General features: G+C 70.8%; 22 protein-coding genes. 16 read left to right on the top strand and 6 right to left on the bottom strand.

Going from position 1 to position 22,615, the window contains the following annotated elements; translation table 11 throughout:
- Positions 1-42: 42 nt before the first annotated feature.
- Both WMF44_RS27840 and WMF44_RS27835 read right to left on the bottom strand, forming a co-directional pair.
- Positions 43-729, bottom strand: coding sequence for a GNAT family N-acetyltransferase (locus WMF44_RS27840; RefSeq protein WP_437293070.1), 687 nt, complete (start codon positions 727-729; stop codon positions 43-45).
- Positions 730-830: 101 nt separating this feature from the next.
- On the bottom strand, positions 831-1,367 hold the full coding sequence (locus WMF44_RS27835) for a GNAT family N-acetyltransferase (RefSeq protein ID WP_437293069.1): 537 nt from the start codon (positions 1,365-1,367) through the stop codon (positions 831-833).
- 280 nt (positions 1,368-1,647) lie between these two features.
- Here WMF44_RS27835 and WMF44_RS27830 point away from each other — a divergent pair, with 280 nt between their 5' ends.
- Both WMF44_RS27830 and WMF44_RS27825 read left to right on the top strand, forming a co-directional pair.
- Positions 1,648-2,088 carry a hypothetical protein gene (locus WMF44_RS27830; RefSeq protein ID WP_437293068.1) on the top strand — a complete coding sequence of 147 codons (441 nt, stop codon included), beginning with the start codon at positions 1,648-1,650 and terminating at the stop codon, positions 2,086-2,088.
- A 55-nt stretch (positions 2,089-2,143) separates the two neighbouring features.
- Complete coding sequence (locus WMF44_RS27825; protein ID WP_437293067.1) at positions 2,144-2,764, top strand: antibiotic biosynthesis monooxygenase family protein; 621 nt, start codon at positions 2,144-2,146, stop codon at positions 2,762-2,764.
- 80 nt (positions 2,765-2,844) lie between these two features.
- Here the strand turns inward: WMF44_RS27825 and WMF44_RS27820 are convergent, their stop codons facing one another.
- Positions 2,845-3,705, bottom strand: coding sequence for a PAS domain-containing protein (locus tag WMF44_RS27820; RefSeq protein ID WP_437293066.1), 861 nt, complete (start codon positions 3,703-3,705; stop codon positions 2,845-2,847).
- A gap of 642 nt (positions 3,706-4,347) precedes the next feature.
- On the opposite strand from WMF44_RS27820, the gene WMF44_RS27815 reads away from it, so the two are divergent.
- The 11 genes from WMF44_RS27815 to WMF44_RS27765 all read left to right on the top strand — a co-directional run bounded on the left by WMF44_RS27815 (position 4,348) and on the right by WMF44_RS27765 (position 15,835).
- Positions 4,348-5,589, top strand: a complete 1,242-nt coding sequence (locus tag WMF44_RS27815; RefSeq protein WP_437293065.1) for an enolase C-terminal domain-like protein — start codon at positions 4,348-4,350, stop codon at positions 5,587-5,589.
- Entirely contained in the window at positions 5,586-6,704 is a 1,119-nt protein-coding gene (locus WMF44_RS27810) for a hypothetical protein (protein ID WP_437293064.1), read from the top strand. Before WMF44_RS27815 ends, WMF44_RS27810 begins: the two co-directional genes overlap by 4 nt.
- Positions 6,701-7,474: an SDR family NAD(P)-dependent oxidoreductase gene (locus tag WMF44_RS27805; protein ID WP_437293063.1), complete on the top strand. Its 774-nt coding sequence runs from the start codon at positions 6,701-6,703 to the stop codon at positions 7,472-7,474. The genes WMF44_RS27810 and WMF44_RS27805 overlap by 4 nt, the downstream gene beginning before the upstream one ends.
- Complete coding sequence (locus tag WMF44_RS27800; protein ID WP_437293062.1) at positions 7,471-9,135, top strand: MFS transporter; 1,665 nt, start codon at positions 7,471-7,473, stop codon at positions 9,133-9,135. Before WMF44_RS27805 ends, WMF44_RS27800 begins: the two co-directional genes overlap by 4 nt.
- A 110-nt stretch (positions 9,136-9,245) precedes the next feature.
- Positions 9,246-10,343, top strand: coding sequence for a PfkB family carbohydrate kinase (locus WMF44_RS27795; protein WP_437293061.1), 1,098 nt, complete (start codon positions 9,246-9,248; stop codon positions 10,341-10,343).
- Positions 10,340-10,981, top strand: a complete 642-nt coding sequence (locus WMF44_RS27790; protein ID WP_437293060.1) for a bifunctional 4-hydroxy-2-oxoglutarate aldolase/2-dehydro-3-deoxy-phosphogluconate aldolase — start codon at positions 10,340-10,342, stop codon at positions 10,979-10,981. Before WMF44_RS27795 ends, WMF44_RS27790 begins: the two co-directional genes overlap by 4 nt.
- A 173-nt stretch (positions 10,982-11,154) precedes the next feature.
- Positions 11,155-12,612, top strand: coding sequence for a hypothetical protein (locus WMF44_RS27785; protein WP_437293059.1), 1,458 nt, complete (start codon positions 11,155-11,157; stop codon positions 12,610-12,612).
- Positions 12,613-12,731: 119 nt separating this feature from the next.
- Positions 12,732-13,658: a type I pantothenate kinase gene (coaA, locus tag WMF44_RS27780; RefSeq protein ID WP_437293058.1), complete on the top strand. Its 927-nt coding sequence runs from the start codon at positions 12,732-12,734 to the stop codon at positions 13,656-13,658.
- A gap of 21 nt (positions 13,659-13,679) precedes the next feature.
- Positions 13,680-14,537, top strand: a complete 858-nt coding sequence (locus WMF44_RS27775) for a hypothetical protein (protein ID WP_437293057.1) — start codon at positions 13,680-13,682, stop codon at positions 14,535-14,537.
- A gap of 215 nt (positions 14,538-14,752) precedes the next feature.
- The gene (locus WMF44_RS27770; protein ID WP_437293056.1) at positions 14,753-15,202 is read left to right on the top strand and encodes a hypothetical protein; all 450 of its coding nucleotides are present in this window, start codon (positions 14,753-14,755) and stop codon (positions 15,200-15,202) included.
- Between the two features lie 45 nt (positions 15,203-15,247).
- The gene (locus WMF44_RS27765) at positions 15,248-15,835 is read left to right on the top strand and encodes a hypothetical protein (protein WP_437293055.1); all 588 of its coding nucleotides are present in this window, start codon (positions 15,248-15,250) and stop codon (positions 15,833-15,835) included.
- A gap of 63 nt (positions 15,836-15,898) precedes the next feature.
- Here WMF44_RS27765 and WMF44_RS27760 read toward each other — a convergent pair whose 3' ends face one another.
- On the bottom strand, positions 15,899-16,981 hold the full coding sequence (locus WMF44_RS27760; protein WP_437293054.1) for an AraC family transcriptional regulator: 1,083 nt from the start codon (positions 16,979-16,981) through the stop codon (positions 15,899-15,901).
- A gap of 153 nt (positions 16,982-17,134) precedes the next feature.
- On the opposite strand from WMF44_RS27760, the gene WMF44_RS27755 reads away from it, so the two are divergent.
- Together WMF44_RS27755 and dauA are read left to right on the top strand one after the other, a co-directional pair.
- Complete coding sequence (locus WMF44_RS27755) at positions 17,135-17,287, top strand: hypothetical protein (RefSeq protein ID WP_437293053.1); 153 nt, start codon at positions 17,135-17,137, stop codon at positions 17,285-17,287.
- A gap of 2 nt (positions 17,288-17,289) precedes the next feature.
- Positions 17,290-19,080 carry a C4-dicarboxylic acid transporter DauA gene (dauA, locus tag WMF44_RS27750; RefSeq protein ID WP_437293052.1) on the top strand — a complete coding sequence of 597 codons (1,791 nt, stop codon included), beginning with the start codon at positions 17,290-17,292 and terminating at the stop codon, positions 19,078-19,080.
- A gap of 81 nt (positions 19,081-19,161) precedes the next feature.
- On the opposite strand, the gene WMF44_RS27745 is transcribed toward dauA, so the two are convergent.
- Together WMF44_RS27745 and WMF44_RS27740 are read right to left on the bottom strand one after the other, a co-directional pair.
- Positions 19,162-20,424 carry an RNA polymerase sigma factor gene (locus tag WMF44_RS27745; RefSeq protein WP_437293051.1) on the bottom strand — a complete coding sequence of 421 codons (1,263 nt, stop codon included), beginning with the start codon at positions 20,422-20,424 and terminating at the stop codon, positions 19,162-19,164.
- Complete coding sequence (locus tag WMF44_RS27740; RefSeq protein WP_437293050.1) at positions 20,424-20,816, bottom strand: YciI family protein; 393 nt, start codon at positions 20,814-20,816, stop codon at positions 20,424-20,426. Before WMF44_RS27740 ends, WMF44_RS27745 begins: the two co-directional genes overlap by 1 nt.
- A 510-nt stretch (positions 20,817-21,326) precedes the next feature.
- Between WMF44_RS27740 and WMF44_RS27735 the strand changes: the two genes are divergently transcribed.
- Complete coding sequence (locus WMF44_RS27735) at positions 21,327-22,259, top strand: DUF2935 domain-containing protein (protein ID WP_437293049.1); 933 nt, start codon at positions 21,327-21,329, stop codon at positions 22,257-22,259.
- The last annotated feature ends 356 nt before the right edge of the window (positions 22,260-22,615 follow it).

Raw genomic sequence — 22,615 nt, 5'->3', positions numbered from 1 at the left:
TGCCGTGGCACCCGCGCGGGGAGGCTGGGTCGCCTCGATGCGTCAGGTCTTCGGGTCGGCGCCCGATCCGCGCCGGAGCTGCTCCAGCAAGAGCGGCATCGCGCCGGTGCCGGCCGCGAGGAGGCGCTCGTCGAGCGCGGCCAGGCCGCAGCGGTACTCATAGACCCTGAGCTGCGCCTCGTTGTGAAAATACCTGAGGTTCAGGCCGGCGCCGGTGGCCGCGTCGATATCCATGGCGACGATGCGGAACCCTGCTTTCAGCTTGGCGATGATCACCGCGTTGTTGCAAGGGGCGTGCTCGCTGACCACGTAGTCGAAGCCGAGCTCTCGCGTGTAGGCGAGGACCCGGCGGAGGAACTCCCGGTACAGGCCGCGCCGGCGGTACTCGGGGTGGATGACCGAGTGCCACATGCGGTAGGTCTCCGCGTCCCGCTGGTGGCCCGCGAACATGGCCACGACCGCCTCCCCGTCGCGCACCGCCCAGAAGTCTGCGAGGGGGTGGGCCCCCTCCGACGCCGTGAGGCGGGAGCGGGCGCGCTCCCCCTCCTCGCCGGACAGCGCCCGGAGGTCGAAGAAGACCTCGGGCGGGAAATGGCGGAGCATCTCGGCTTTGTGCAGCGCCCAGTAGGCCTCGCCGTCGGCGAGGCGCTCGAGCGGGTAGAGGCCTCCGAGCGGCTCGCCGAAGTGCTTCTGTCGTAGCGGCACGACCCAGTCCCACGCGGTGCTCATGGCTCGAGCCCTATCATGGGGGCTCGCTCCACCCCAAGAGGCGTGTTCGCGGAGGCGCTCAGTCCGTTCAAAGGCCCGTGGACCGCGTTAAACAGGAGCCGTTACGAAGCGCTGTCGCCGCGATCGAGGTCGAGCCGCATGGCGCAGCGCTGCGTCGGGTCGAGGCCCTGGCGCGCCTCGTTCTCGAGGATCTCCGCGAGCCGCGGGGACGCCTCGGCCGGCGACAGCTCGCGGAAGCCCATGGAGGCGTAGAACGGCCCGTTCCAGGGGATGGTCCGGAAGGTGGTCAGGGTCAGCGCCTTCAGCCTCGCTGCCCGCGCCCACGCGATGACGTGGGCGAGCAGGCGTCGCCCCAGCCCTTGCCCCTGGCGGTCGAGGACGACGTCGAGCTCGCGGATGTGGAGCTCCTCGCCGGCCGCCTCGGCGCCCAGGAACGCGATCGGCTCGCCGGCGCCGTCGTCCATCACCCAGAGCGTCCCGGCCCGGAGCGCGCCGCGCCAGCCCTCCGCCGGCGTCACGTTCGCCAGGGCCTCGACGTCGAGGTCCGTCCGCCGGAACGCGTCGCTCGCCGAGCGCTCGATCTCGGGTAGGTGAGGCAGGTCGGGCTCGACGGCAGGTCGGATGAACGTTGATGCCATCGGGGCTGCGCAGGCTAGAGCAACGCTCACGTTGAAACCCGAAGAATTTTCACAGGGAGGCGGGGAGGCGGGGAGGAAGAAAAAATGAATTTCTTTCTCTTGCCGTCTCTCGCTCCCCGCCTCCCCGCCTCCCTGTGAAATTCCTGCTTTTTGGCCGCCGCGGACGAAAGAGCGGCGTCGATTGAACGTTCCGCGCGCGTCCGGGAACCGAGGTCCATCCAGTCACGCCGCGGCGCCCCCCACGGAGGGAGGCCCGAGGCGTGCTCGCAAGGAGCCCCAGATGACGCTCGTCTCCTCGGCCCGCGTGGCGCGGAGCTCCGCGCCGCGATCCGCCCGGCGCCGGCTCGTGAAGCCGCTCCTCGGCCTCACGGTCTTCGCGGCGCTCTTCCTCGTGCTCGCGTGGCGGCTCGACACGCCTTCTGTGGCCGCCGGGCCGCTCGACGCGGCGGCCGGGAACCCGCTCGGCCAGCTCTCCCGCGGCGCCGCCGACAGGGCGCCCATCGCCGGCCTCGTCGAGGAGCGACTCCCGGCTGGCTCGTACACCTATGTCGCCGTGCGCACCGGCGAGAGCCTCACATGGGCTGTCACCGTCGGCGACGCGCCGCCGCCCGGCACCCCGGTGCAGGTGCGGAGCATGGGTCGCAAGGCGAATTTCCACTCTCGACGCCTCGCGCGGACGTTCCCGGACCTCGTCTTCGGGATCGTCTCGCGCGCTGACTGAGCCCCCGACAACGGACAGAGCCTCCAGCAACGGACAGAGCAGAGAGGACATGACCATGACGACACGTGGATTCGACCAGATTCCGGGCGCGACGATCGCGCGATCCTCGGGCGCGCTCGCCGCCGCCGTCATCGCGGCGCTCGGCGCGATCCTGTCGGGGTGCAGCTCCGATTCCGGCGGGAAGACGACCGACGCTCCCCTTCCCGAGCTTCCCGAGTGCACGGGGGGCGTGCTCGAAGCCGATCTGGAGGCAGACCCGCTGAGCGGGCCCGGCGTCGATCCGGAGACCGGGAAGCTCCGGCCGCCTCCGGAGGGGTCGTCGTACGCGGTCAGCGCGACGTACGGGGTTCCACGGCCGGGCGACGCCGTGATGCAGCGATACGTGCAGATCTTCGGGGCGATCCAGGCGGAGCTCGCGTCGCAGCCCGGCCTCCTGGCCATTCAGCTGGGCCAGTCGCCGTCCTGCGGCTCCGGGCGCACGCTGGCCGTGTGGGCCTCGACCGACGCGATGTACGAGTTCGTCATGGGCCCGGCCCACCTCGCGGCGGTCAACGCCGCGGACGAGCTGCTCGAGCCCACCTATGTGGTCACCCACTGGGAGACGGCCGAGACCGATGGCATCACGCTGGCCGACTCGGTCAGTCGCATCCGGGCGCTCGACGCTCGTGCGCCATGAGCCGGCGCGGCGGCGGCCTCGCCTGCGCGCGCCGCCGACGCCCGCCCCGGCGCCCGAGCTCTGGGGGCGGGCCCCCGGGCTCAGCGGGCGGCCGCGCGCTGCGCGCTGAGGCGGCTCATCGCGTAGGCGAGCCCGCTCTGGAGCGTGCCTTGCGTGGTGATCCGGCCGAAGTCGATGCCCAGCCCGACCAGCGTCCTGGCGATCTCCGGGCCGATGCCCACCATCACGCTCCGGCAGCCGAGCAGCTCCGCCGCCTGCACGGCGCGCACCAGGTGGCGCGCCACGGCGGAGTCGATCACCGGCACGCCGGTGATGTCGAGGATCACGAACTCCGCGCGCCGCTGCCCGATGGCCGCGAGCAGGCTCTCCAGCGCCTGGGCCGCGCGCCGATCGCTCATCTCGCCGACCAGCGGGATGAGCAGGATCCCCTCCCAGACCTGGATGACCGGCATGGCCACCCGATCGAGCAGCTCCGCCTGCATCTGGATGATCGCGCGCTGCTCCCGGTTCTCGGCCGCCATCCGCTCGGCCTCCATGTGCCGCTGCTTCAGGTCGGTGATGTCCGTGATGAGCCCGCACAGGCCGACCACCTCCCCCTGAGCGTTCTTCATGGGGAACTTGCGGGTCCAGATCGTGCGCGCCACCCCGTCCGAGCCCGTGGCGCTCTCCTCGTTCTCGCTCGGCTCACCCGAGTTGAAGACGACGTCGTCGTAGCTCCAGAAGACCTCCGCCTGCTCCTTCGGCCAGTAGTCCGGGTCGCTGCGGCCGATCAGATCGTCGTAGCGCTGCCCGATCAACCTGCAGAAGCCCGGGTTGCAGGCGATCCAGCGATGTTGCCGATCCTTGACGAAGATGGGATCCGGGATGGTGTCGATCACCAGCTGGAGCAGCCCGAAGGTCTTCCAGTCCGAGACGTCGATACAGCGGAGTGTGAACGCCATTCAGCCAAGCCCATCTCCCCCGACCCCGACCAGCCTCCCTTTATCAGCCATCGTGGATGGCCATGCAAGGGCAGAAATGCGGCGGATCACCGCGGAGACCCGGAGACGTTCGCGCCGCTTCAGGGAGCGCCTGAGTGTGCCTCCCCTTGCTAACTGCCGCTACACGATGACGCGAGGGTTCGACGGGAGGCGCGCGCGAACTCGACTCTATAACGAGGATGCCGTGGTCGCCCTCCAGCGGTTCGCGGAGGAGCGCGGCATGAGAGGAGACGCGGCGCCTGGACAGCGAGCGGCGGTGAACCCCCAGCGTGGCTCCGGCGTGACAGCGCGGCGCGGCAGCGACCTCGGCGCGCCGCCCTCCCGGAGGTCCCCTGCGGCGTCGTCGACGAGCTCGAGCCCTCCGTCCAGATTCGACCGCGAGGTGTGATCAGGGCGACACCGCCCGGGAATTCATCGGGGCCGTACGGCAGGCCCCGCGCAAGCGAGGCCTCCACATGGAGAACCCGCCACCTCGCCGGTTCATTCCCCGCTTTCTGCACGAGGAAGATCGAGCGAGGCGCGTCGGAGGCAGGTGTCCCTGCCCGCTGGGATGCCTTTGTCGAGGCACATTGGACCGCTGGGGGCCCTGGAGTCCCGTCCCGCATGAAAATCGTCGACATCCGCGCCACCACCGTCACCGTGCCGCTAGAAGCGCCCCTGCGTCACGCCAACGGCTGTCACTGGGGTCGCTTCGTGCGCACGATCGTCGAGATCGAGGCGGATAACGGGCTGATCGGCCTCGGTGAGATGGGCGGCGGCGGCGAGTCGGCCGAGGCCGTGTTCCGGGCGATGAAGGGCTACCTCGTCGGCCACGATCCCGCCCGCCTCGAGGAGATGCGGTTCAAGATCGCGAACCCGACGGCCTCTCTTTATAACAACCGCACCCAGGTCCTCGCCGCGCTGGAGTTCGCGTGCCTCGACCTGCTCGGGCAGGCCTTCGGCGTGCCGGTCCACGATCTCCTCGGCGGCAAGCTGCAGGACGAGGTGCCGTTCGCGTCCTACCTCTTCTTCCGCTACCCGAACGCCGACGGGTCAGGCGAGGTGCGGACGCCAGCGCAGCTCGTCGAGCAGGCGAAGGCGCTGAAGAAGACGCACGGGTTCACCTCGCACAAGCTCAAGGGCGGGGTTTTCCACCCGGACTACGAGCTCGAGTGTTACCGCGCGGTCGCCGCCGCCGTGGGCGAGGATCGCGTCCGCTTCGATCCGAACGCGGTCTGGTCGACGGAGCAGGGAATCCGCTTCGGGCAGGCGATCGAGGACCTGAACAACGACTACCTCGAGGACCCCGTCTTCGGCCTCCACGCGATGCGGCGCACCCGCGAGAAGGTGCGGATGCCGCTCGCGACGAACACCGTGGTCGTGGGCTTCGAGCAGCTCGCCGCGAACGTCCTCGACACGGCGGTCGACGTCATCCTGCTCGACACGACGTTCTGGGGCGGCATCCGGCCGTGCGTGAAGGCGGCGGGGATCTGCGAGACGTTCGGCCTCGGCGTCGCCGTCCACTCCTCGGGCGAGCTCGGCGTGCAGCTCGCGACGATGCTGCACCTCGGCGCCGTCATCCCGAACCTCTCGTTCGCCGCCGACGCGCACTATCACCACCTGCGCGACGACGTGATCCAGGGCGGCCCGCTCCCGTACCGGAACGGCCGTATCCGCGTCCCCGCTGGTCCCGGCCTGGGCGTCCGCCTCGATCGCGAGAAGCTCGCTCACTACGCCGAGGAGTACCGCCGGCTGGGCTCCTATCCGTACGACAAGGACCCGCTGCGGCCGGCCTGGTGCGCGACCGTGCCGAACGACCGCTGGGCCGATCCGAAGGACGACCGAACCCCCGAGGTGCCGAGATGACCCTCGCCGAGCGCGTGGCCGCGGCCGTCGACGCCGCGCCCATCATCGATCTTCACACCCACCTCTTCGCGCCCCAGTTCCCCGCGCTGAACCTCTGGGGCGTCGACGAGCTCCTCACGTACCATTACCTCGTCGCCGAGACCCTGCGCGCCGAGCCGAAGGTCACGCCCGAGGTGTTCTTCGCGCTCGACAAGAAGGCGCAGGCCGATCTCGTGTGGGCGTCGCTCTTCGTCCGCCGATCGCCGCTGTCCGAGGCCACCGCGGGCGTGGCGACGGTGCTCGCCGCGTTCGGGCTCGACCCCGCCGCGCCGGATCTGCGCGAGGCCCGCGCCTTCTTCGCCGAGCGCCGGGTCGAGGATCACCTGGAGGACGTGCTGCGGCTCTCGGGCGTCAGCGCGCTCGCGATGACGAACGATCCGACCGACCCGGTGGAGCGCGCGATCTGGGACGCGGGCGCCACGCCCGATCCTCGGTTCTACACGGCGCTGCGCCTCGATCGGCTCATCCACGCGGCCGATCTCGCGCCCGAGCTCGAGCGGTGGATCGCCCGCATGCGGCCGCGCTACCTGGCGATCTCGGTCAACGAGGTCTCGGCGCCGCCCCGGGCCGTGCTGGACGCGTGCCGCGATCACGGGCTGCCGTTCGCCATGATGATCGGCGTCCGGCGCGCGGTGAACCCCCGCCTCGGCGTGGCCGGCGACGGGGTGAGCACGGTCGACCTGACCCCGCTCGAGCGGCTCGCTCACGAGAACCCCGACGTGCGCTTCCTCGTCACGACGCTCGCGCGCGAGAACACGCACCCCCTCTGCGTCGTGGCGCGCAAGTTCGCCAACGTCCTGCCGTTCGGCTGCTGGTGGTTCATGAACAACCCGAGCCTCATCGAGGAGACGACGATGATGCGCCTGGAGATGCTCGGGCCGACCTTCGTGCCGCAGCACTCCGACGCGCGCGTCCTCGATCAGCTGATCTACAAGTGGCGCCACTCGCGGCGGTCGATCGCCTCGGCGCTGACCCGGCGCTACGGGGCGATGCCCGTCCCGCCGACCGACGCGCAGATCGAGCGCGACGCGCGGGCGCTCCTCGGGGGCATCGCGAAGGAGTGGCTGGGATCATGACGAGCCGCTTCGACATCTCGGGCCGCACGGCCGTCGTGGTCGGTGGCACCTCCGGTATCGGGCGCGCGATCGCCCTCGGCCTCGCCGAGGCGGGCGCCCACACCGTGGCCACGGGCACCCGCGCGGACCGCGTGCAGGCGGTCGCCGCCGAGATCCGCGAGCGGGGCGTCCGCTCGATCGAGGCGGCGTGCGACGTCGGCGATCGCGCGACGCTCGACGCCCTGCGCGACCGCGTGATCGAGGCGTTCGGCGGCGTCGACATCCTCGTCAACTGCGCCGGTCGGACCTTCCGGAAGCCCACTGTCGATGTGGGAGAGGCCGAGTGGGGCGGCCTGCTCGACACGAACGTCACCGGCATGCTGCGCGCCTGCCAGGCCTTTCATGGCCCGCTGAAGGACAGCGGCCGGGGCCGCATCGTCAACATCGCCTCGCTGTCGAGCTTCGTCGCGTTCCACGAGGTCGCGGCCTACGGGGCGTCGAAGGCGGCCGTGCTGGCGCTCACCCGGAGCCTCGGCGCCGAGTGGGCGAAGCACGGTATCCGGGCGAACGCGCTCGTGCCGGGCGTGTTCGTGACGGACCTCAACCGGGCCCTCCTCAACGGCACGGGGCGCGGGCAGGAGCTTCTCGCTCGCACGCCGCTCGGCCGCTTCGGCGACACGCAGGAGCTGGTCGGCGCGGCCCTCTTTCTCTGCTCTGACGCGGTGAGCTTCATCACCGGTACGAGCATCACAGTCGACGGTGGATTCCTCGCCTCCGGGGTGAACCAATGACCGCAGCGTCTCCCGTGGCCCCGGCGACCGCCGGCGTCATGTCCCGCACGCGCTGGACCATCTGCGCGCTCCTCTTCTTCGCGACGACGATCAACTACCTCGATCGGCAGCTGTTCTCCCTGCTGATCCCGTTCTTCGAGAACGAGCTGCGCCTCGGGCCGACGGACCTCGCGCTCATCAACGTGAGCTTCCTGCTCGCCTACGGCTTCGGCATGGTGTTCGTCGGCCGCTGGATCGACCGCGTCGGGCCGCGCAAGGGGCTCAGCGTGACGTTCCTGCTCTGGAACATCGCCTCGGCCGGCCACGCCATCGTCGGCAGCTTCGCCGGCTTCGCCGGTATCCGCTTCCTGCTCGGGGTCGGCGAGGCCGGCAACTTCCCGGCCGCCGTCCGCACCGTGGCCGAGTGGTTCCCCAAGAAGGAGAGGGCGCTCGCGACCGGGCTGTTCAACTGCGGCTCGAACGTCGGCGCCATCCTGGCCCCGCTCCTGGCGGTGCGCATCGCGGAGGCCTACGGATGGCGGACCTGCTTCCTCATCCTGGGCGGCGTCGGCGTCGTGTGGATCTTCTTCTGGACGCGCCTTTATCGGCGGCCCGAGGAGCACCCGAAGGTGTCGCCCGAGGAGCTCGCGCACATCCGCTCCGACCCGAAGGAGGCGACAGAGTCCCTCGGCGTCGGCGAGGTGTTCGGGATGCGGCCCGTCTACGCGGTCGCGGCGGCGAAGTTCTTCACCGACGCGCCGTGGTGGTTCTACCTCACCTGGCTACCGAAGTTCCTTGTCAGCGAGTTCAACCTGAAGCCGACCTTCATGGCCTACGCCATCCCCGTCGTGTTCCTCGTGGCGGACGGCGGCGCGATCGGCGGCGGCTGGCTGTCCTCCAGGCTCATCGCGAGCGGCCGCTCGGTCGGCACGGCGCGGAAGCTCGCGATGCTCGCGTGCGCGCTCTCCGCGGTGCCGGTCATGTCCGTCGGGCTGCTCGTCGATGTCCCGAGCGTCGCGGGCATCCCCACGATCTACGTCGCTGTCGCGATCCTGTCGATCGCCGCGGCGGCGCACCAGGGCTGGAGCAGCAACCTCTACACGCTCGTCTCGGACGCCCTCCCGCGCCCGGCGATGGCCACGGTGGTCGGCGTCATGACCGCGTTCGGCGTCGTCGGCGGGGCGCTCTTCCAGATCTTCGTCGGCTGGGCGCTCACGGCCACGGGCTCGTACGTCCTGCCGTTCCTGCTCGCGGGGACGCTGTACCTCGTCGGCCTGCTGGCGCTGCACCTCATCCTGCCGCGCGTCGAGCCGGTCGCGCCGAAGCGGCGCGTGCCGAACGCGGCGGTCGTCGCCGGCGGCCTGGTGATGCTCGCCAGCATCGCGGGGCTGCAATTCGCCCTCAACCGCCCTGCGTACACCTCGGTCGACCAGTACCGGGCGACGCGGCCGGCCCAGCTGAAAGCGACGGGCGCGCCGGTCGAGGGCCCCGCCGCCCACGTGGGCTGGATGGACGCGCGCTGGTACTTCTGGCCGACGGACGCGGGGACCAAGGCGGAGCTCGTCAAGTTCGACCGCGATGGGCGGCCCATCGTCGAGGGGAAGGGCGCAGCCGCCAAGGGCTACACAGGCCCGTCCGCCGCGGAGGTCGAGTCGTCCCGCGCGCCAGGAGGCGATCGGTAATCACCGCCATCGGCCCGTCTCATCGCGATACCCGCGATGGAGGCGGCCCCTTGAACCCTGCCTGTCCACCAGCTCTTCCGCCTCACGGCCTGCACCACTGCAAGGTAGCCATGTCCTTCACGCTCCGTGATCCTTCCACCTGCCGCTGGGATCTCGTGTCCCTCGGCGAGGTCATGCTGCGCCTCGATCCCGGCGACGGGCGGATCTCCACCGCCCGCAGCTTCCACGCCTGGGAGGGAGGCGGCGAGTACAACGTCGCCCGCGGCCTGCGCCGCTGTTTCCGGCTCAGGTCGGCCATCGTGACCGCCCTCGCGGACAACCCCGTCGGCCGCCTGCTCGAAGATCTGATGCTGCAGGGCGGCGTGGATCTCACGCACGTCCGCTGGGCGACGCACGACGGCGTGGGGCGCCTCGTGCGCAACGGCCTGAACTTCACCGAGCGGGGCTTCGGCATTCGCGGGGCGGTGGGCCTCTCGGACCGTGGCCACACGGCCGCGTCTCAGCTGAAGCCCGGCGAGATCGACTGGGATACGATCTTCGGCGCCCAGGGCGCGCGGTGGTTCCATACCGGCGGTATCTTCGCCGCGCTCTCCGAGACCACGCCTGCCGTGGCGAAGGAGGCGATGGAGGCGGCCAGGCGGCACGGCGTCGTCGTCTCCTACGATCTCAACTACCGCCCGTCGCTCTGGAAATCGATCGGTGGTCAGGCCCGCGCGCAGGAGGTCAATCGAGCGCTCGCGCCGTACGTCGATGTGATGCTGGGCAACGAGGAGGATTTCACGGCTGCCCTGGGCTTCGAGGTCGAGGGCGTCGACGAGGGGCACGCCAACCTGCGCGTCGGCGCGTTCGAGGGCATGATCGAGCGCGTCCTCTCGGTGTTCCCGAACATCCAGGCGGTGGCGACGACGCTCCGCGTGGCGACCTCGGCGACGCGCAACGACTGGAGCGCGGTGCTGTACGAGGGCGGCCAGCTCTACAGGGCGCCCGAGCGCAAGGACCTGGAGATCTTCGATCGCGTGGGCGGCGGCGACTCGTTCGCCTCGGGGCTCATCTACGGCTTCTTGATGGGCAAGGGGCCGCAGTGGGCGGTCGATTGCGGCGCGGCGCACGGGGCGCTCGCGATGACGACGCCCGGCGACACGACGATGGCGACCCTCGATGAAGTGCTCAAGGCGATGAAGATGGGCACGGCCCGGGTGGACCGATGAACAAGCAATCCGTGCTCGAGTGGATCGCGCGCGGGCGCATCGTCCCTGTTGTGCGCGCCGGCTCGGCCGGCGAGGCGCTGCAGGCGGTCGAGGCCCTCCTCGAGGGGGGGATCGACGTGCTCGAGGTCACGATGACCGTGCCCGGCGCGGTGGAGGTCGTGCGCGAGGTCGCCGCGCGCCACGGCGAGCGGGCGCTGGTCGGCGCGGGGACGGTGCTCGACGCCCGCACCGCCGAGGCGTGCGTCGAGGCCGGGGCGCGCTTCGTTGTCAGCCCCGCGCTCGACGAGGCGACGGTGAGGGCGTGCGTCGCGATGAACGTCGTCCACGCTCCCGGCGCGCTCACGCCCACCGAGGTCGTGGCGGCGCACCGGGCGGGCGGAGATGTCGTGAAGGTGTTCCCCTGCGATGCCCTCGGCGGCGCCTCGTACCTCAAATCGCTCAAGGCGCCTCTGCCCCATATCCCGCTCATGCCCACGGGCGGCGTGACGCTGGAGAACGTGGGCACTTTCTTCGCGGCGGGCGCGGTGGCGGTCGGCGTCGGCGGTAACCTCGTGGATCTCAAGCTCCTGCGCGACGGGCGGCGCGACGAGCTCGTCGCCCGCGCCCGCGCGTTCTGCGACGCGGGCCGCGCGCCCTGAGGGAGCGCGCAGGAGGCGCGCCCGCCGTTCACCCTGTCGATTCCAGCGGCTCCCCGGGGGGAGACGGCCGTGGTGCGCGCGCTGCGCGGTGCGACGTAAAACGTAGTTAAAACCAATAGTTGCGGCGTTTGCAGGGGATTCCTGGCGCCATGGATAACCCAGGGGCTTCGAACATGAATCAATCGAAGATTGCGAACCTAGTCGGTGCGTCGATTTTCTTCGTGGCGGCGGTCGCGCACGCCCAGACCCCCCCGCCGGCGCCGGACGCGGCCGCTCCGCAGGCCGCTGCGCCGGCCACGCCGGCGGACGCGCAGGCGCCGGCCACGCCGCCTGCGGAGGTGGCGGCTCCGGCGGCGCCGCCGGCGGAGGCCGTCAAGCCGGCCTCCAAGGATCCTGTTCCGGTGACCTCCAAGTGGAAGGCCACGATCTACGGGATGGCGGAGTTCGACATCATGCACGACACCACCGAGAGCTTCGGGGAGTCGGTGGGGGCCACGGTCATCCAGCGCGAGGACACCTACGCCGGCTCGCACGGCCGCACGCACTTCACGGCGCGTAACTCCAGGTTCGGCGTCAGGGTGAACGCGCCCGAGGTGTCCGGGATCAAGACAACGGCCGTGCTGGAGCTCGACTTCTTCGGCAATCAGCCGCCCACCGTCTCCGAGGCCTCGCTGGTGAGCAGCGGCACCTTCCGCTTGCGTCAGGCCCACATCAAGGTCGAGTCGGACTACGTCGACCTGCTGATCGGACAGGGCTATCACCTGTTCGGGTGGCAGCCGTTCTTCTTCCCGGCCACGACGTCCTTCTTCCCGGTGATGAACCAGGTCTTCGGGCGGATGCCGCAGCTGCGCGTCGGCCACAACTTCAAGTCGGACGCCGCCAACGTGGAGATCGCCGCTGCCGTCCTCAAGCCGCCGCAGCGCGACTCCGAGGTGCCTGACATGCAGGCGGGGTTGCGCATCGGGATCAACGGCTGGAAGGGAATCCACACGCTCGGCGCCGGCGGGATGTTGCACGATCCGCTGTCGATCGGCGTCTCGGGCGTGTTCCGCCATCTCAGGGTCAACGAGCACTCCGCGACCCCGCTCGAGCTGCGCTCGGCCAACGGCTACGGGCTCTCGGTCGACGCGATGGTCCCGATCATCCCGGCCGAGGCGCTGGACGACGCCGGGAACGCGCTGACGTTGACCGGCTCGTTCTTCTCTGGCACGGGCATCGCGGACATCGTCGGCGTCGCGAGCAACGTGCCGCACCCGCCGCTCCCTGACGGAGCCGTCTATACACCGAACATCGACAACGGCCTCGTCGTGTTCGACGCGAACAACAACCTGAAGACGATCGGCTGGACGGGGTTCATGGTCGGGCTCCAGTACTATCTGCCGCCCTCGGGGCGCTTCTCCGTCTCCGGCAACTACACCCAGGGCTCGAACGACCGTGTGACCGAGGAGAACGGCTACCGCGATCTCCGCACGGCCTACCACAAGTCGCGCTACATCGACGGCAACCTGTTCGCCGACATCACGCCGGCCATCCGCGCGGGCCTCTCGTTCCAGTACTCGGAGCAGACCTTCGCGGACGGCGTGACCGCGACCAACGAGCGCATCAAGCTGTCCCTCTACAGCTTCTTCTGAGCGACGGCGGCGGGCGACCCGACCCGGGTCGAGGCGAGCCGACCCGGGTCGAGCGACGATCCTCGGCGAGAAAGCTCCGGATCGAGCGGCCTGGAGCGTACTATCGCTCCCGACCGACCATGGATGCCGTCACGACCTACGAGGTCTTCTCCGCCGCGCAGTGGGCCGGCCTGCGCGCGGCCACGCCGCTGCCCCTCACCGAGGCCGACCTGATGGTCCTTCGGGGCCTCAACGAGCGGCTCTCGCTCGACGAGGTCGCGACGATCTACCTGCCGCTCTCGCGGCTGCTCAACCTGCACGTCGGCGCGGCGCAGCAGCTCCGCCGCGTGAAGGACACCTTCCTCGGCCGCCCCGCCGGGCGGCGGCCTTTCGTGATCGGCATCGCGGGCTCGGTCGCGGTGGGCAAGAGCACGACGGCGCGCGTGCTGCAGGCGCTGCTCGCGCGGTGGCCCGACCACCCGCGGGTCGATCTGGTGACCACCGACGGCTTCCTGTACCCCAACGCGGTGCTCGCGTCGCGCGCTGGCCTGCACCGCAAGGGCTTTCCCGAGAGCTATGATCTGCGGCGGCTCGTGCAGTTCCTCGCCGACCTGGAGGCCGGCGTCGAAGCGATCGACGTGCCGGTGTACTCGCACGCCACCTACGACGTGCTCGCCGGGATGGCGCAGACCGTGAGGCAGCCCGACATCGTGATCCTCGAGGGGCTGAACGTCCTGCAGGGCCCCGACCGCGCCGCGGCGATCGCCGTCAGCGACTTCTTTGACCTCGGGATCTACGTCCATGCGGACGAGGCCGACCTGGAACGATGGTACATCGAGCGCTTCCTCACGCTGCGGGCGACGGCGTTCCGCGATCCGTCGTCCTATTTCCATCGCTATGCCGCGATGGGCGACGACGAGGCGCGCGCGTTCGCGCTCCAGATCTGGCGCACGATCAACGGCCCCAACCTCACCGAGAACATCCTGCCGACGCGCGCGCGCGCCGACGTCGTGCTCGAGAAGGGGCCTGACCACGCGGTGCGCGCCGTGCATCTCCGCCGACTCTGACCCGAGAGGAGGATTGTTGCCATGGACTGGAAAGAGAGCTGTCGCTCCCGCCTTCGTGAGCACCTCGACGCGCACGGTGACATCGCTCCGCCGTGGGAGCGCTTCCCCGACTACGAGCGCTACACGATCGGCTGGCGCATGGGCTCCGGTGAAGACTGGCTGGGGATGTGGGGGGTCTTTCTCGAACAGCTCGCGCCGGACCGCGAAACACGCGTCGCCTACCTGCGGCGCCACCCTCCGGCGCCGATCACCTGGGCAGAGGCCGTTCACAAGGTCTTGCACCCGACGGAGGAACGGGCAGATGACGAGGACGGCGACGAGGAGGACGGCGACGAGGAGGAGGACCCGAGCGCGGCGGCCTCGCGTCGATCGGCGCTCCTGGAGCAGGGGTTCATCGCGGTCGACGTCTCCTTCACCATCTGGCTCAGCCAGCAGGACGGCGTGCGCTGGCCATGGGAATCGTACGAGACGCCCGAGAAGGCGGCCCGCTACAACACCCGCGAGCTCTGGTTCTGGTCGCGCCAGGTCGCCGAGCTCCGGAGAGGCGACGGGTGGACGCCCCCCGCCGTGCCGGAGGGTTGGCGAGCGTGCGCGACCGCGCTCGCGAGCGGCGACGCAGAGCCGATCGCGCCTCGCGACGGGCTCCTTTCGCTGGCTCGGCTGCTCTGCGCCGGGCACGTCAAGGCGCCCTGGCAGCTCGGCCTCAAGCTCGCCGACTTCGCCGATTCATTTGACGACGACATGGGTTACGTCGACGCGTTTCGCCTGTGGGGAATGTCCGCCTTCGACGACGCCTACCAGCTGCGTCGCTACCTCGAGGCCACCCGAGTTCCGCCGGGCTGGGAGGCCTGGATCGCGGAACAGTTCCCCGTGGATTGAGCGGCGGGACCGGTCTTGCCGACTCGACCCGGGTCAGCCGACGCAACCTGGGTCAGGTCGCCACACCGGCCGACGCCGCCTGGGTCGGATGACCTCCGGGGCCGGGTGGGCGCCCAACCTGGGTCGGGTCGGCGGCCGGCGGCGTGGCCGAGCGGGCCAACAACTTGGCCGTACGGGCAAAGGCCGGCGCCGGCCGCGGCGCGTAGCTTCCCGGCATGCTGCTCGCTGCTCATCGCACCTCGCGCTTCCTCCAGACCCGCGCCCTCGTGGCCGCCGCCCTGCTGGTCGGGCTCGTGGCCGCCGGCGGCTCGCTCGTAGTCCACGCCGCTGCGCATCCTCGGGCGCACGCTGACCGGGACGTCGCGGGAGACGCGCCGCCCGGCAGCCCGCTAGGCGACCTGTCGAGATCCCTCGGCGACCTCGCGCCCGTGGTCGGCGTCGTCGAGGAGCGGCTCGCGGCAGGGAGTTACACCTACCTCGCCGTGCGGCCGGACGGCGGCAGCCCGATGTGGGCCGTGACCCTCGGCGGCGGACAGCCGGTGGGCGCGCGCGTCTCGGTCAGGAGCTTCGGCAGGCGCACGGAGTTCGTGTCTCGCCGCCTGCAGCGGACCTTCCCCGTCCTCGTCTTCGGCGTGGTCTCGCCCGCGCGCGCGGACGAGCGCTGATTCGCACCCGACACCATCACCTTCTTTCCTGTCATGAGGTCCATCATGTCTCGAACCGACTTTTCTCTCTCTCGCGTCGCGCTCGTCCCGCTCCTCGTCGCGGTCGCCGCCTTCGTCCCGGCGTGCGGCGCGGACGACGGGACACCGAGCAACACGAACGGCGGCTCCGGCACACAGACCGCCGCCTCCGAGTTCACGTGCACGGATGACGATCTGCAGAGCGCCCCGTTCGGCGGGCCCGGGTTCGCGGACGGCGCGCTCACGGGCGCCGCGCAGGACTCCTATGTCGTCTCGTCGACCCTGCTCTGGCTCAAGACCGACGAGGCGGCGCAGCAGAGGTTCGGCGAGGTGATGGGGCCCATCCTCGCCCAGCTGCCCGCGCAGGAAGGGCTGATCGGCTTCACGCTCGGAACGTCGGCGAAGTGCGGCTATGCGAGGACGATCACGGTGTGGAAGGACGAAGAGGCGATGGGGAAGTTCGTGATGTCGGACGCCCACCTCTCGGCGATGAGCGCGGCGAGCGCTGTCAGCGTCCACGGCGTCGTGACCCAGTGGACCGTCGGCGCGGGGGATCTCCCGCTGTCGTGGGAAGCGGCGAGAGAGAAGGTCGCCGCCGCCGAGATATCGTATTGAGGCCGGGCGCGCTGGACGGCCGCGGCCCGAGGCCCCGGGCCGGGCGGGCCATCGCCCCGGCGGTCAGCCGTCGTCCGCCGCGCGGGCCACGCCCGCCGCGGCGCGGCGCCCCGGGGCGCCGCGCGCCTCCTCACGGAACCGGCCGGGCGTCCTCCCGGACCAGCGCTTGAAGGCCCGCGCGAAGGCCGTCACCTCCGAGAACCCCAGCAGAAAGGCGATCTCCGACATCGACGTGTCGCTCTCGCGGAGCAGCTCCTCGGCGGTCTGACGGCGCACCTCGCCGACGATCTGCCGCAGCGTCGTCCCCTCGTCCTCGAGGTGCCGCCGCAGCGTGCGCTCGCTCGTCCCGAGCCGCCGCGCGACGGCGGCCGCCGACGGCTCGCCCGAGGCGAGGAGGTGCGCGATGACGTCACGCACCCGATCGGACATGGGCGACGCGCCGGCGACGCGACGGCGGCGCAGCTCCTCCGCGTGCTGGTGGAAGAACGCGCTCAGGGCCGGGTTCGCGTCGCGAGGCACGAGGTCCAGCAACGCCGCTGGGAAGGCAAAGCCATCACGGGGCGCGTCGAACTCGACAGGGCACCGGAAGAAGTCCCGGTGCGTGGCGAGATCGCGCGGCGCGGCGTGCCGGAAGCTGACCCGGAGCGGCGAGAACTCGACGCCAGCGCACTGGCGGAAGCAACGGACGTGAATCGCCAGGCTGCACTCGGTCGCGACGCGCGCGCCCAGCGTGAAGCGGGGCGAGCGGTGCAGCTCCGCGAACGGCGCGTCCCGGTCCGTCGTTGTATCGGTCACCCAGCGCGGTGTATCCGCCAGGAGCACCATGTAGCGGTCGACACGGTCGAGCGACTCACGGGCGCTCGTGCTCGTCATGACCGCGAAGCCCATGACATGCATCTCCTCCATGCGCGTCTGCGCGGCGAGGCGGATGGGCGCCCCGGGATCGTCGAGCGCGCGTACCACGTGCGCCCACAGCGCGTCGAACGACGTCACCGGCAAGCGGCTGTCCGCGTCGGTCAGCGACTCGGCGGAGACGCCGGCGACCTCGAGAAGATCGCTGCGGCGGAGGCCGCGAGAGGCGGCATACGAGATCACCCGGCCGGCGAGGGCCGTGGACACCGTGGGCCGCGACGGAGAAGACGGCATGCCCGAGCGAGTCTATCATCCGCCGTGGACCGCGAGATGAGCGGGGTGGGCAGGGTGAGCACTGCGGCTCGCCGAGCGCCCGTGATACGGCACGACGGCGACGGGCTCGATGGCCGCGTCAAGTTGTCGTTATATCCGGTACACAAGAAATTCATGGCGACGATTCGTCGTAAACACGGTTCGAGCCCGCGCTCCGACGTGAAACGGCGCGCATCGAGCGACCAACAGAGGACATCGCCGCGTGGCACCGATGTTGCTCAGTATCCGATGTTGCTCGACATCCACGAGCATCCGATGGAGGTATGACGATGTCGTTCCGATCCGAGCGCGTCGCTGCGATCGACCGGCCAGGCCAGGGCCGCGAAGCGCCCCGGCCGCCCACCTCGCAGCCTGCTCCGGCGCGGTATCGGATCCCGGTGGCGTCGGCGCTCCGGCGCTGCCTTGCCAAGGGGTACGGCCTCGGGGATCTCCAGGCCGACCTCCTGGCGGGCACCGTCGTCGGCGTCGTGGCGCTCCCTCTCTCCATGGCCCTCGCCATCGCGGTGGGGGCTCCTCCTCAGCACGGGCTCTACACGGCGATCGTGGCCGGCGCGCTCGTGGCGCTGCTGGGCGGCTGCAAGTTCCAGGTCACCGGCCCGACGGCGGCGTTCGTGGTGATCCTCGCGCCCATCGTGGCGGAGCACGGGCTGTCCGGGCTGATGACGGCGGGGCTCCTGGCCGGCGTGCTGCTCGTGATCATGGGGCTCGCGCGGCTCGGCCGGCTCATCGAGTACATCCCGTACCCGGTGACCACGGGCTTCACCGCCGGGATCGCCACCGTGATCGCGACGCTCCAGGTGAAGGACGTCCTGGGCCTCCAGGCCGGGCCGCTCCCGGAGCACTACACCGCCAAGGTGGCGGCCTTGTGGGCCGCGCGCGGGACGGCCGACCTCTTCGAGCTTGCCGTCGCCGCATCGACGCTCGCCCTGCTCTTGCTCGTCCCCCGCGTCATCAAGAAGGTGCCGGCGCCCCTCATCGCCATCACCGTCGTGTCGCTCGCCGTGGCGGCCGTCGACGCGGTTTACCCCGCGTTCTCCGTGGCGACGATCGGCAGCCGCTTTCGCTCCACCGCCTTCGGCGTGGAGATCGCCGGCATCCCGTCGATCCTCCCGACGCCCTCGCTGCCGTGGGGTGATGGGCTCTCGCTCGAGCTCGTGAGGGAGCTGCTCCCCGCCGCCTTCGCGATCGCCATGCTCGGCGCCATCGAATCGCTGCTGTCGGCGGTCATCGCCGACGGCATGACAGGGACCAAGCACGATCCGGACTCGGAGCTCATCGGCCTCGGTATCGGGAACATCGTCGCGCCGATCTTCGGCGGCATCGCGGCGACCGGAGCGCTCGCGCGGACGGCCACGAACATCCGGGCTGGCGCGCGCTCTCCGATCGCGTCCGCGACCCACGCCGTGGTCGTCCTCCTGTCGATCGTCGTCTTCGCCCCGCTCGTGGCCTACGTCCCCATGGCGTCGCTGGCGGCGCTGCTGCTGCTCGTCGCGTGGAACATGTCCGAGCTCCACCATTTCATCCGCATCGTGAGGCTCGCGCCGAGGAGCGATGTGTTCGTGCTCCTGACCTGTTATGGGCTCACCGTCCTCCTCGACATGGTGATCGCCGTGTCGGCCGGCGTGATCCTCGCCGCCATCCTCTTCATGCGCCGGATGGCCGAGCTGACAGGGAGCCGGACGGTGCTGGACGCCGCCGGCGGATCGAGCGAAGTCGAGCTCCCGAGGCGGGTCGCCCTCTACGAGATCAACGGCCCGCTGTTCTTCGGCGCCGCCCAGAACGCGATGGCGGCGCTGCACGCCATCCGCGGGGACAGCTACGAGGTGATGATCCTCGACCTCGGCAAGGTGCCGTTCATCGACAGCACGGGGTTCGTCGCCCTCGAGAACGCGCTCGACGGGCTCGCGCGGCGCCAGAAGGCGGTGATCCTGGCCGGTCCGCTGCCCAGGCCGCGCGAGATCTTCGACAAGGCGCGCCTCCTGGAGCGGTACCAGCGCATGTACGTCGCGGAGGATCTGGCGGCGGCGCTCCGCCTCGCCGGCGAGCTGGTGAGCGGCTGAGCGCTCGCCGCCGGCAGGTCCGCTGTACCGCTCCTCTCTCGCCGGACACCGCTGCGGCCTCTGCGCGCGCCGCGCGGCTCGCTACTTCAGCGCGTCGCTCAGCCGGGCCGCCTGCGTCGCCAGGTAGCTCTGCTCCGGGATGCTCGTCGTGCGGCTGGCCGCGCGCCTGTAGTGCGCGATCGCCGCCTCGTGATCGCCGGCCCGCTCCAGGAGGTGCGCGCGGGCGGCGTCGAGGCGGTGATGACCCGAGAGGCGCGCGTCGGCGTCGAGCGCGTCCAGCAGATCGAGCCCCGCCCGGGGGCCGTGCACCATGGCGGTCGCGATCGCGTGGCTGAGCGCCACCATCGGGTTGTCGGACATCCGCATCAGCACGCCGTACAGCGCCAGGATCTGCGGCCAGTCCGTGTCCTCGGCCCGCGCTGCCTCGTCGTGCACCGCCGCGATCGCGGCTTGCAGCTGGTAGGCGCCGACCGAGCCCCTGGACAGCGCCGCCGTGACGAGCGCGACGCCCTCGGCGATCGCGCGCTGATCCCACAGGCCCCGATCCTGCTCCGCGAGCGGGATCAGCTCGCCCAGAGGCCCTGTCCGCGCCGCGCGCCGCGCGTCGGTCAGGAGCATGAGCGCGAGGAGGCCCGCGACCTCGCCGTCGTCCGGGAGGAGCGCGTGCACGGCGCGCGTCAGGCGGATCGCCTCGCCCGACAGATCGTCGCGGTGCAGCGCGGGGCCGGAGCTCGAGGTGTAGCCCTCGTTGAAGATCAGGTAGAGCACGTGCAGGACGGCGCCGAGGCGCGCTGTGCGCGCCTCGGGCGTCGGCCGCTCGAAGGGCACGCCGGACGCCTTGATGCTCTGCTTCGCCCGGCTGATCCGCTGCGCCATGGTCGCCTCCGGGACCAGGAACGCCCTTGCGATCTCGGCCGTCGTCAGGCCGCCGACGGCGCGCAGGGTCAGCGCGATCGCGGACGGCGTGGACAGCGCGGGGTGGCAGCACATGAACAGCAAGGTGAGCGTGTCGTCCTCGAGCGCCGCCTCGTCGCTGTCGGCGGCGAGGGCGATCTGCAGCTCGGGCGGCACGAGGCTGACCACGATCGCCTCGCGGCGGCGGCGCGCCGCCTCGCTCCGGACGTGATCGGCGATGCGCCGCGACGCCACGTGGATCAGCCAGGCGCGCGGCTCGTCGGGCACGCCCTCGCGCGGCCACTGCGAGGCCGCCGCGATCAGCGCCTCCTGGACCGCGTCCTCCGCGGCGCCGAAATCTCGGAATCGCCGCATGACGGCGCCGAGCACCTGCGGCGCGAGATCGCGCAGCAGGCGCTCGGCCGTGGCGCCCTGGGACGGAGAGGTCACTAGAGATCGCGGGGCGGCGCGCTCATCACCTCGCGCACCTCGATCCCCATGTTGAGCGGCGCGCCGCCGGGGCCGGGCGCGGCGGACGCTTGCGCGGCGATCTCGTACGCGCGCTCGGGGCTCTCTACCTCCACGATCCAGTAGCCGGCGAGGAACTCCTTGGTCTCCGGGAACACCCCGTCGGTGATCGGCGCGCCGTCCTTGCCAGCGCGCACGAGCTTGGCCTGGTCGGGCCCCGCCAGGCCCTCGGCCGCCACGAGCTCGCCCGACGCGCTGAGCTTCCTGTGGAAGCTCTTCATGAACGCGATGTGCGCCTGGAAGTCCTTCTGCTGCCAGTTGGCGACCTGGTACGGCCCCCCGCTCGGGGTGTTCATCATCAGGATGTACTTCATGATCGGCTCCTTCTCTTCGCTGTCGCCCCGGGATCGGGCGCGCGTTCGTGGGGTTGTCGGAGCCGAGGGCGGGTCCTCGACATCCCGGGCGACGATAGCGAAAAAATCCGAACCCCGACACAAGGGACGGCCGCGTGTGGGTGTAGGTACGCCTGCGGCGCCAGCGGGAGTGTGCAGGTCCGTCGTCGCGAGCGTGTGTCCTCCGCGGTGCGATGTGCTCCGTGGTCGCAGGTAGTCGGCGGAGGAGGGGAGATGTGCGTCGTCTTCGCAGGTCGCCGATCGCAGGGCGGCCCATCACGGGCGGATTCCGCGGATGACGTCCGGCGCGCCCCCACGCGACCTCTCTGCTGACGAAGCGCTCGGGCGTGGTGATTCCGCGCGTCGCCGGCCGTCGTGATCGGTGAAGCGCGCGCCGGCGGACCGCCCTGCGAGTCGACTCTTTGGCTCAGGCGCGGGACATGCACCCTCGCGCTCCGATTCTCACGGATGCATGAACCTGGAGGAGCGTCGATGGAGAAGCGTGTTCCGCAAGGGAAACTTGGACGCCGGCAATTCGCCGGCGGCGCGATGGCCACCGCGGGGGTCTCGCTGCTCGCCACACCGAGCCTCGCGCAGCCCGACAAGAGCTACGCGGTCTGCGAGTCGATCGCGCCCCTCGCCCTCCCGGCAGGGGCCGCCTATACGCCCGGCATCTCGGTCGACCGGCGCTCGAGGAAGCCGGTCTTCCTGCCCGCCCCAGGCGCCGGCTATGCAGCGCACGCCGTCTCGGAGGTCCTCTTCTGGACGGACCAGATGATGGAACATGCGTTCTTCATCGCGCTGCTCATGCCCGGCGACCACCTCCGCGGGCCCCGGGACGAGGCGCGGCAGTACCAGAACCTCTTCGCCAGGCACTTCCTCGCGGCGCGCGACCGGGGGTATGGCGATTACGGGATCTCCTCGCTCCTCACCTCGACGCGGTCGAGCGTCCAGCGCTTCATCGAGTACAAGCGCCGCATGCAGCGCGCGCAGGAGAGCGGCTCGCTCCGGAGCCTCGTCTGGCCGCTCTTCTTCGACCACATCGCGCGGGAGGCCGAGCGCTTCGTCGCCCGGCTGGATCGGCTCGCGTACGGCGACATCGCGCTCCAGAGCGACGAGGTCTCGGCGTTCTGGACGACGATCATGGCGGATCACCTCGAGTTCATCGCGCACCTGCTCGACCCGCAGGAGCGCGCGCTCATCGACCAGGCGACCGCGCGCGCCGGGCAGATGTACCAGGCGCACGCGTTCCGCGTCGACAGCGGGCAGCTCGCGACGATGGCCGACGAGGTCATCGATTTCAAGTCGGCCGCGGAGCAGGGCATCGAGACGGGGCAGATCAAGAGCATCATCGATCCGACGCTCGCCGATCACGTGCTCCGCGAGGCGGTGAGGTTCTCCGACGAGGTCAGGCGCGCCCTGTGAGGCCCTGGGCGCCGCGCGGCGGGGGCGAGCCTGGCCCCTCCTCCTGCTCGCCGCGCGACGCCTGTACAGCGGCCCCGCGCCGGGATACTCCTGGTCGCGGGCCCGGCGGAGCTCTCCGCCGAGCCCGCGGCGCAGAGGCCGTGTCGGAGGGATGGCCGCCTCTGGCGCAGGCAGACCTCGAGCTCGATCGCTCACCACGCACGCCGATTCCGAGCGCGATCCAGGCTGTGCCGTACAGCCATCGAGAAGAACGGTTCTTGTTCATGCCGACCTGAAGCATCCCCCAGAATTTCGGGAAATTCACAGGGAGGCGGGGAGACGGGGAGAAAAATCCAACCAATCTCCCCGTCTCCCTG

Origin of the sequence: Sorangium sp. So ce426, from assembly GCF_051475585.1 — a bacterium.
GTDB classification, from domain to species: domain Bacteria; phylum Myxococcota_A; class Polyangia; order Polyangiales; family Polyangiaceae; genus Sorangium; species Sorangium cellulosum_B.
Note: the sequence above shows the minus strand (reverse complement) of the source record. Positions and strands in the feature narration are given on the sequence as shown.

Bases quoted from the DNA above. Each gene is read 5' to 3' on its own strand.
- WMF44_RS27840 (WP_437293070.1), bottom strand. From the start codon at position 729: ATGAGCACCGCGTGGGACTGGGTCGTGCCGCTACGACAGAAGCACTTC.
- WMF44_RS27835 (WP_437293069.1), bottom strand. From the start codon at position 1,367: ATGGCATCAACGTTCATCCGACCTGCCGTCGAGCCCGACCTGCCTCAC.
- WMF44_RS27830 (WP_437293068.1), top strand. From the start codon at position 1,648: ATGACGCTCGTCTCCTCGGCCCGCGTGGCGCGGAGCTCCGCGCCGCGA.
- WMF44_RS27825 (WP_437293067.1), top strand. From the start codon at position 2,144: ATGACGACACGTGGATTCGACCAGATTCCGGGCGCGACGATCGCGCGA.
- WMF44_RS27820 (WP_437293066.1), bottom strand. From the start codon at position 3,705: ATGGCGTTCACACTCCGCTGTATCGACGTCTCGGACTGGAAGACCTTC.
- WMF44_RS27815 (WP_437293065.1), top strand. From the start codon at position 4,348: ATGAAAATCGTCGACATCCGCGCCACCACCGTCACCGTGCCGCTAGAA.
- WMF44_RS27810 (WP_437293064.1), top strand. From the start codon at position 5,586: ATGACCCTCGCCGAGCGCGTGGCCGCGGCCGTCGACGCCGCGCCCATC.
- WMF44_RS27805 (WP_437293063.1), top strand. From the start codon at position 6,701: ATGACGAGCCGCTTCGACATCTCGGGCCGCACGGCCGTCGTGGTCGGT.
- WMF44_RS27800 (WP_437293062.1), top strand. From the start codon at position 7,471: ATGACCGCAGCGTCTCCCGTGGCCCCGGCGACCGCCGGCGTCATGTCC.
- WMF44_RS27795 (WP_437293061.1), top strand. From the start codon at position 9,246: ATGTCCTTCACGCTCCGTGATCCTTCCACCTGCCGCTGGGATCTCGTG.
- WMF44_RS27790 (WP_437293060.1), top strand. From the start codon at position 10,340: ATGAACAAGCAATCCGTGCTCGAGTGGATCGCGCGCGGGCGCATCGTC.
- WMF44_RS27785 (WP_437293059.1), top strand. From the start codon at position 11,155: ATGAATCAATCGAAGATTGCGAACCTAGTCGGTGCGTCGATTTTCTTC.
- coaA (WP_437293058.1), top strand. From the start codon at position 12,732: ATGGATGCCGTCACGACCTACGAGGTCTTCTCCGCCGCGCAGTGGGCC.
- WMF44_RS27775 (WP_437293057.1), top strand. From the start codon at position 13,680: ATGGACTGGAAAGAGAGCTGTCGCTCCCGCCTTCGTGAGCACCTCGAC.
- WMF44_RS27770 (WP_437293056.1), top strand. From the start codon at position 14,753: ATGCTGCTCGCTGCTCATCGCACCTCGCGCTTCCTCCAGACCCGCGCC.
- WMF44_RS27765 (WP_437293055.1), top strand. From the start codon at position 15,248: ATGTCTCGAACCGACTTTTCTCTCTCTCGCGTCGCGCTCGTCCCGCTC.
- WMF44_RS27760 (WP_437293054.1), bottom strand. From the start codon at position 16,981: ATGCCGTCTTCTCCGTCGCGGCCCACGGTGTCCACGGCCCTCGCCGGC.
- WMF44_RS27755 (WP_437293053.1), top strand. From the start codon at position 17,135: ATGGCGACGATTCGTCGTAAACACGGTTCGAGCCCGCGCTCCGACGTG.
- dauA (WP_437293052.1), top strand. From the start codon at position 17,290: ATGTCGTTCCGATCCGAGCGCGTCGCTGCGATCGACCGGCCAGGCCAG.
- WMF44_RS27740 (WP_437293050.1), bottom strand. From the start codon at position 20,816: ATGAAGTACATCCTGATGATGAACACCCCGAGCGGGGGGCCGTACCAG.
- WMF44_RS27735 (WP_437293049.1), top strand. From the start codon at position 21,327: ATGGAGAAGCGTGTTCCGCAAGGGAAACTTGGACGCCGGCAATTCGCC.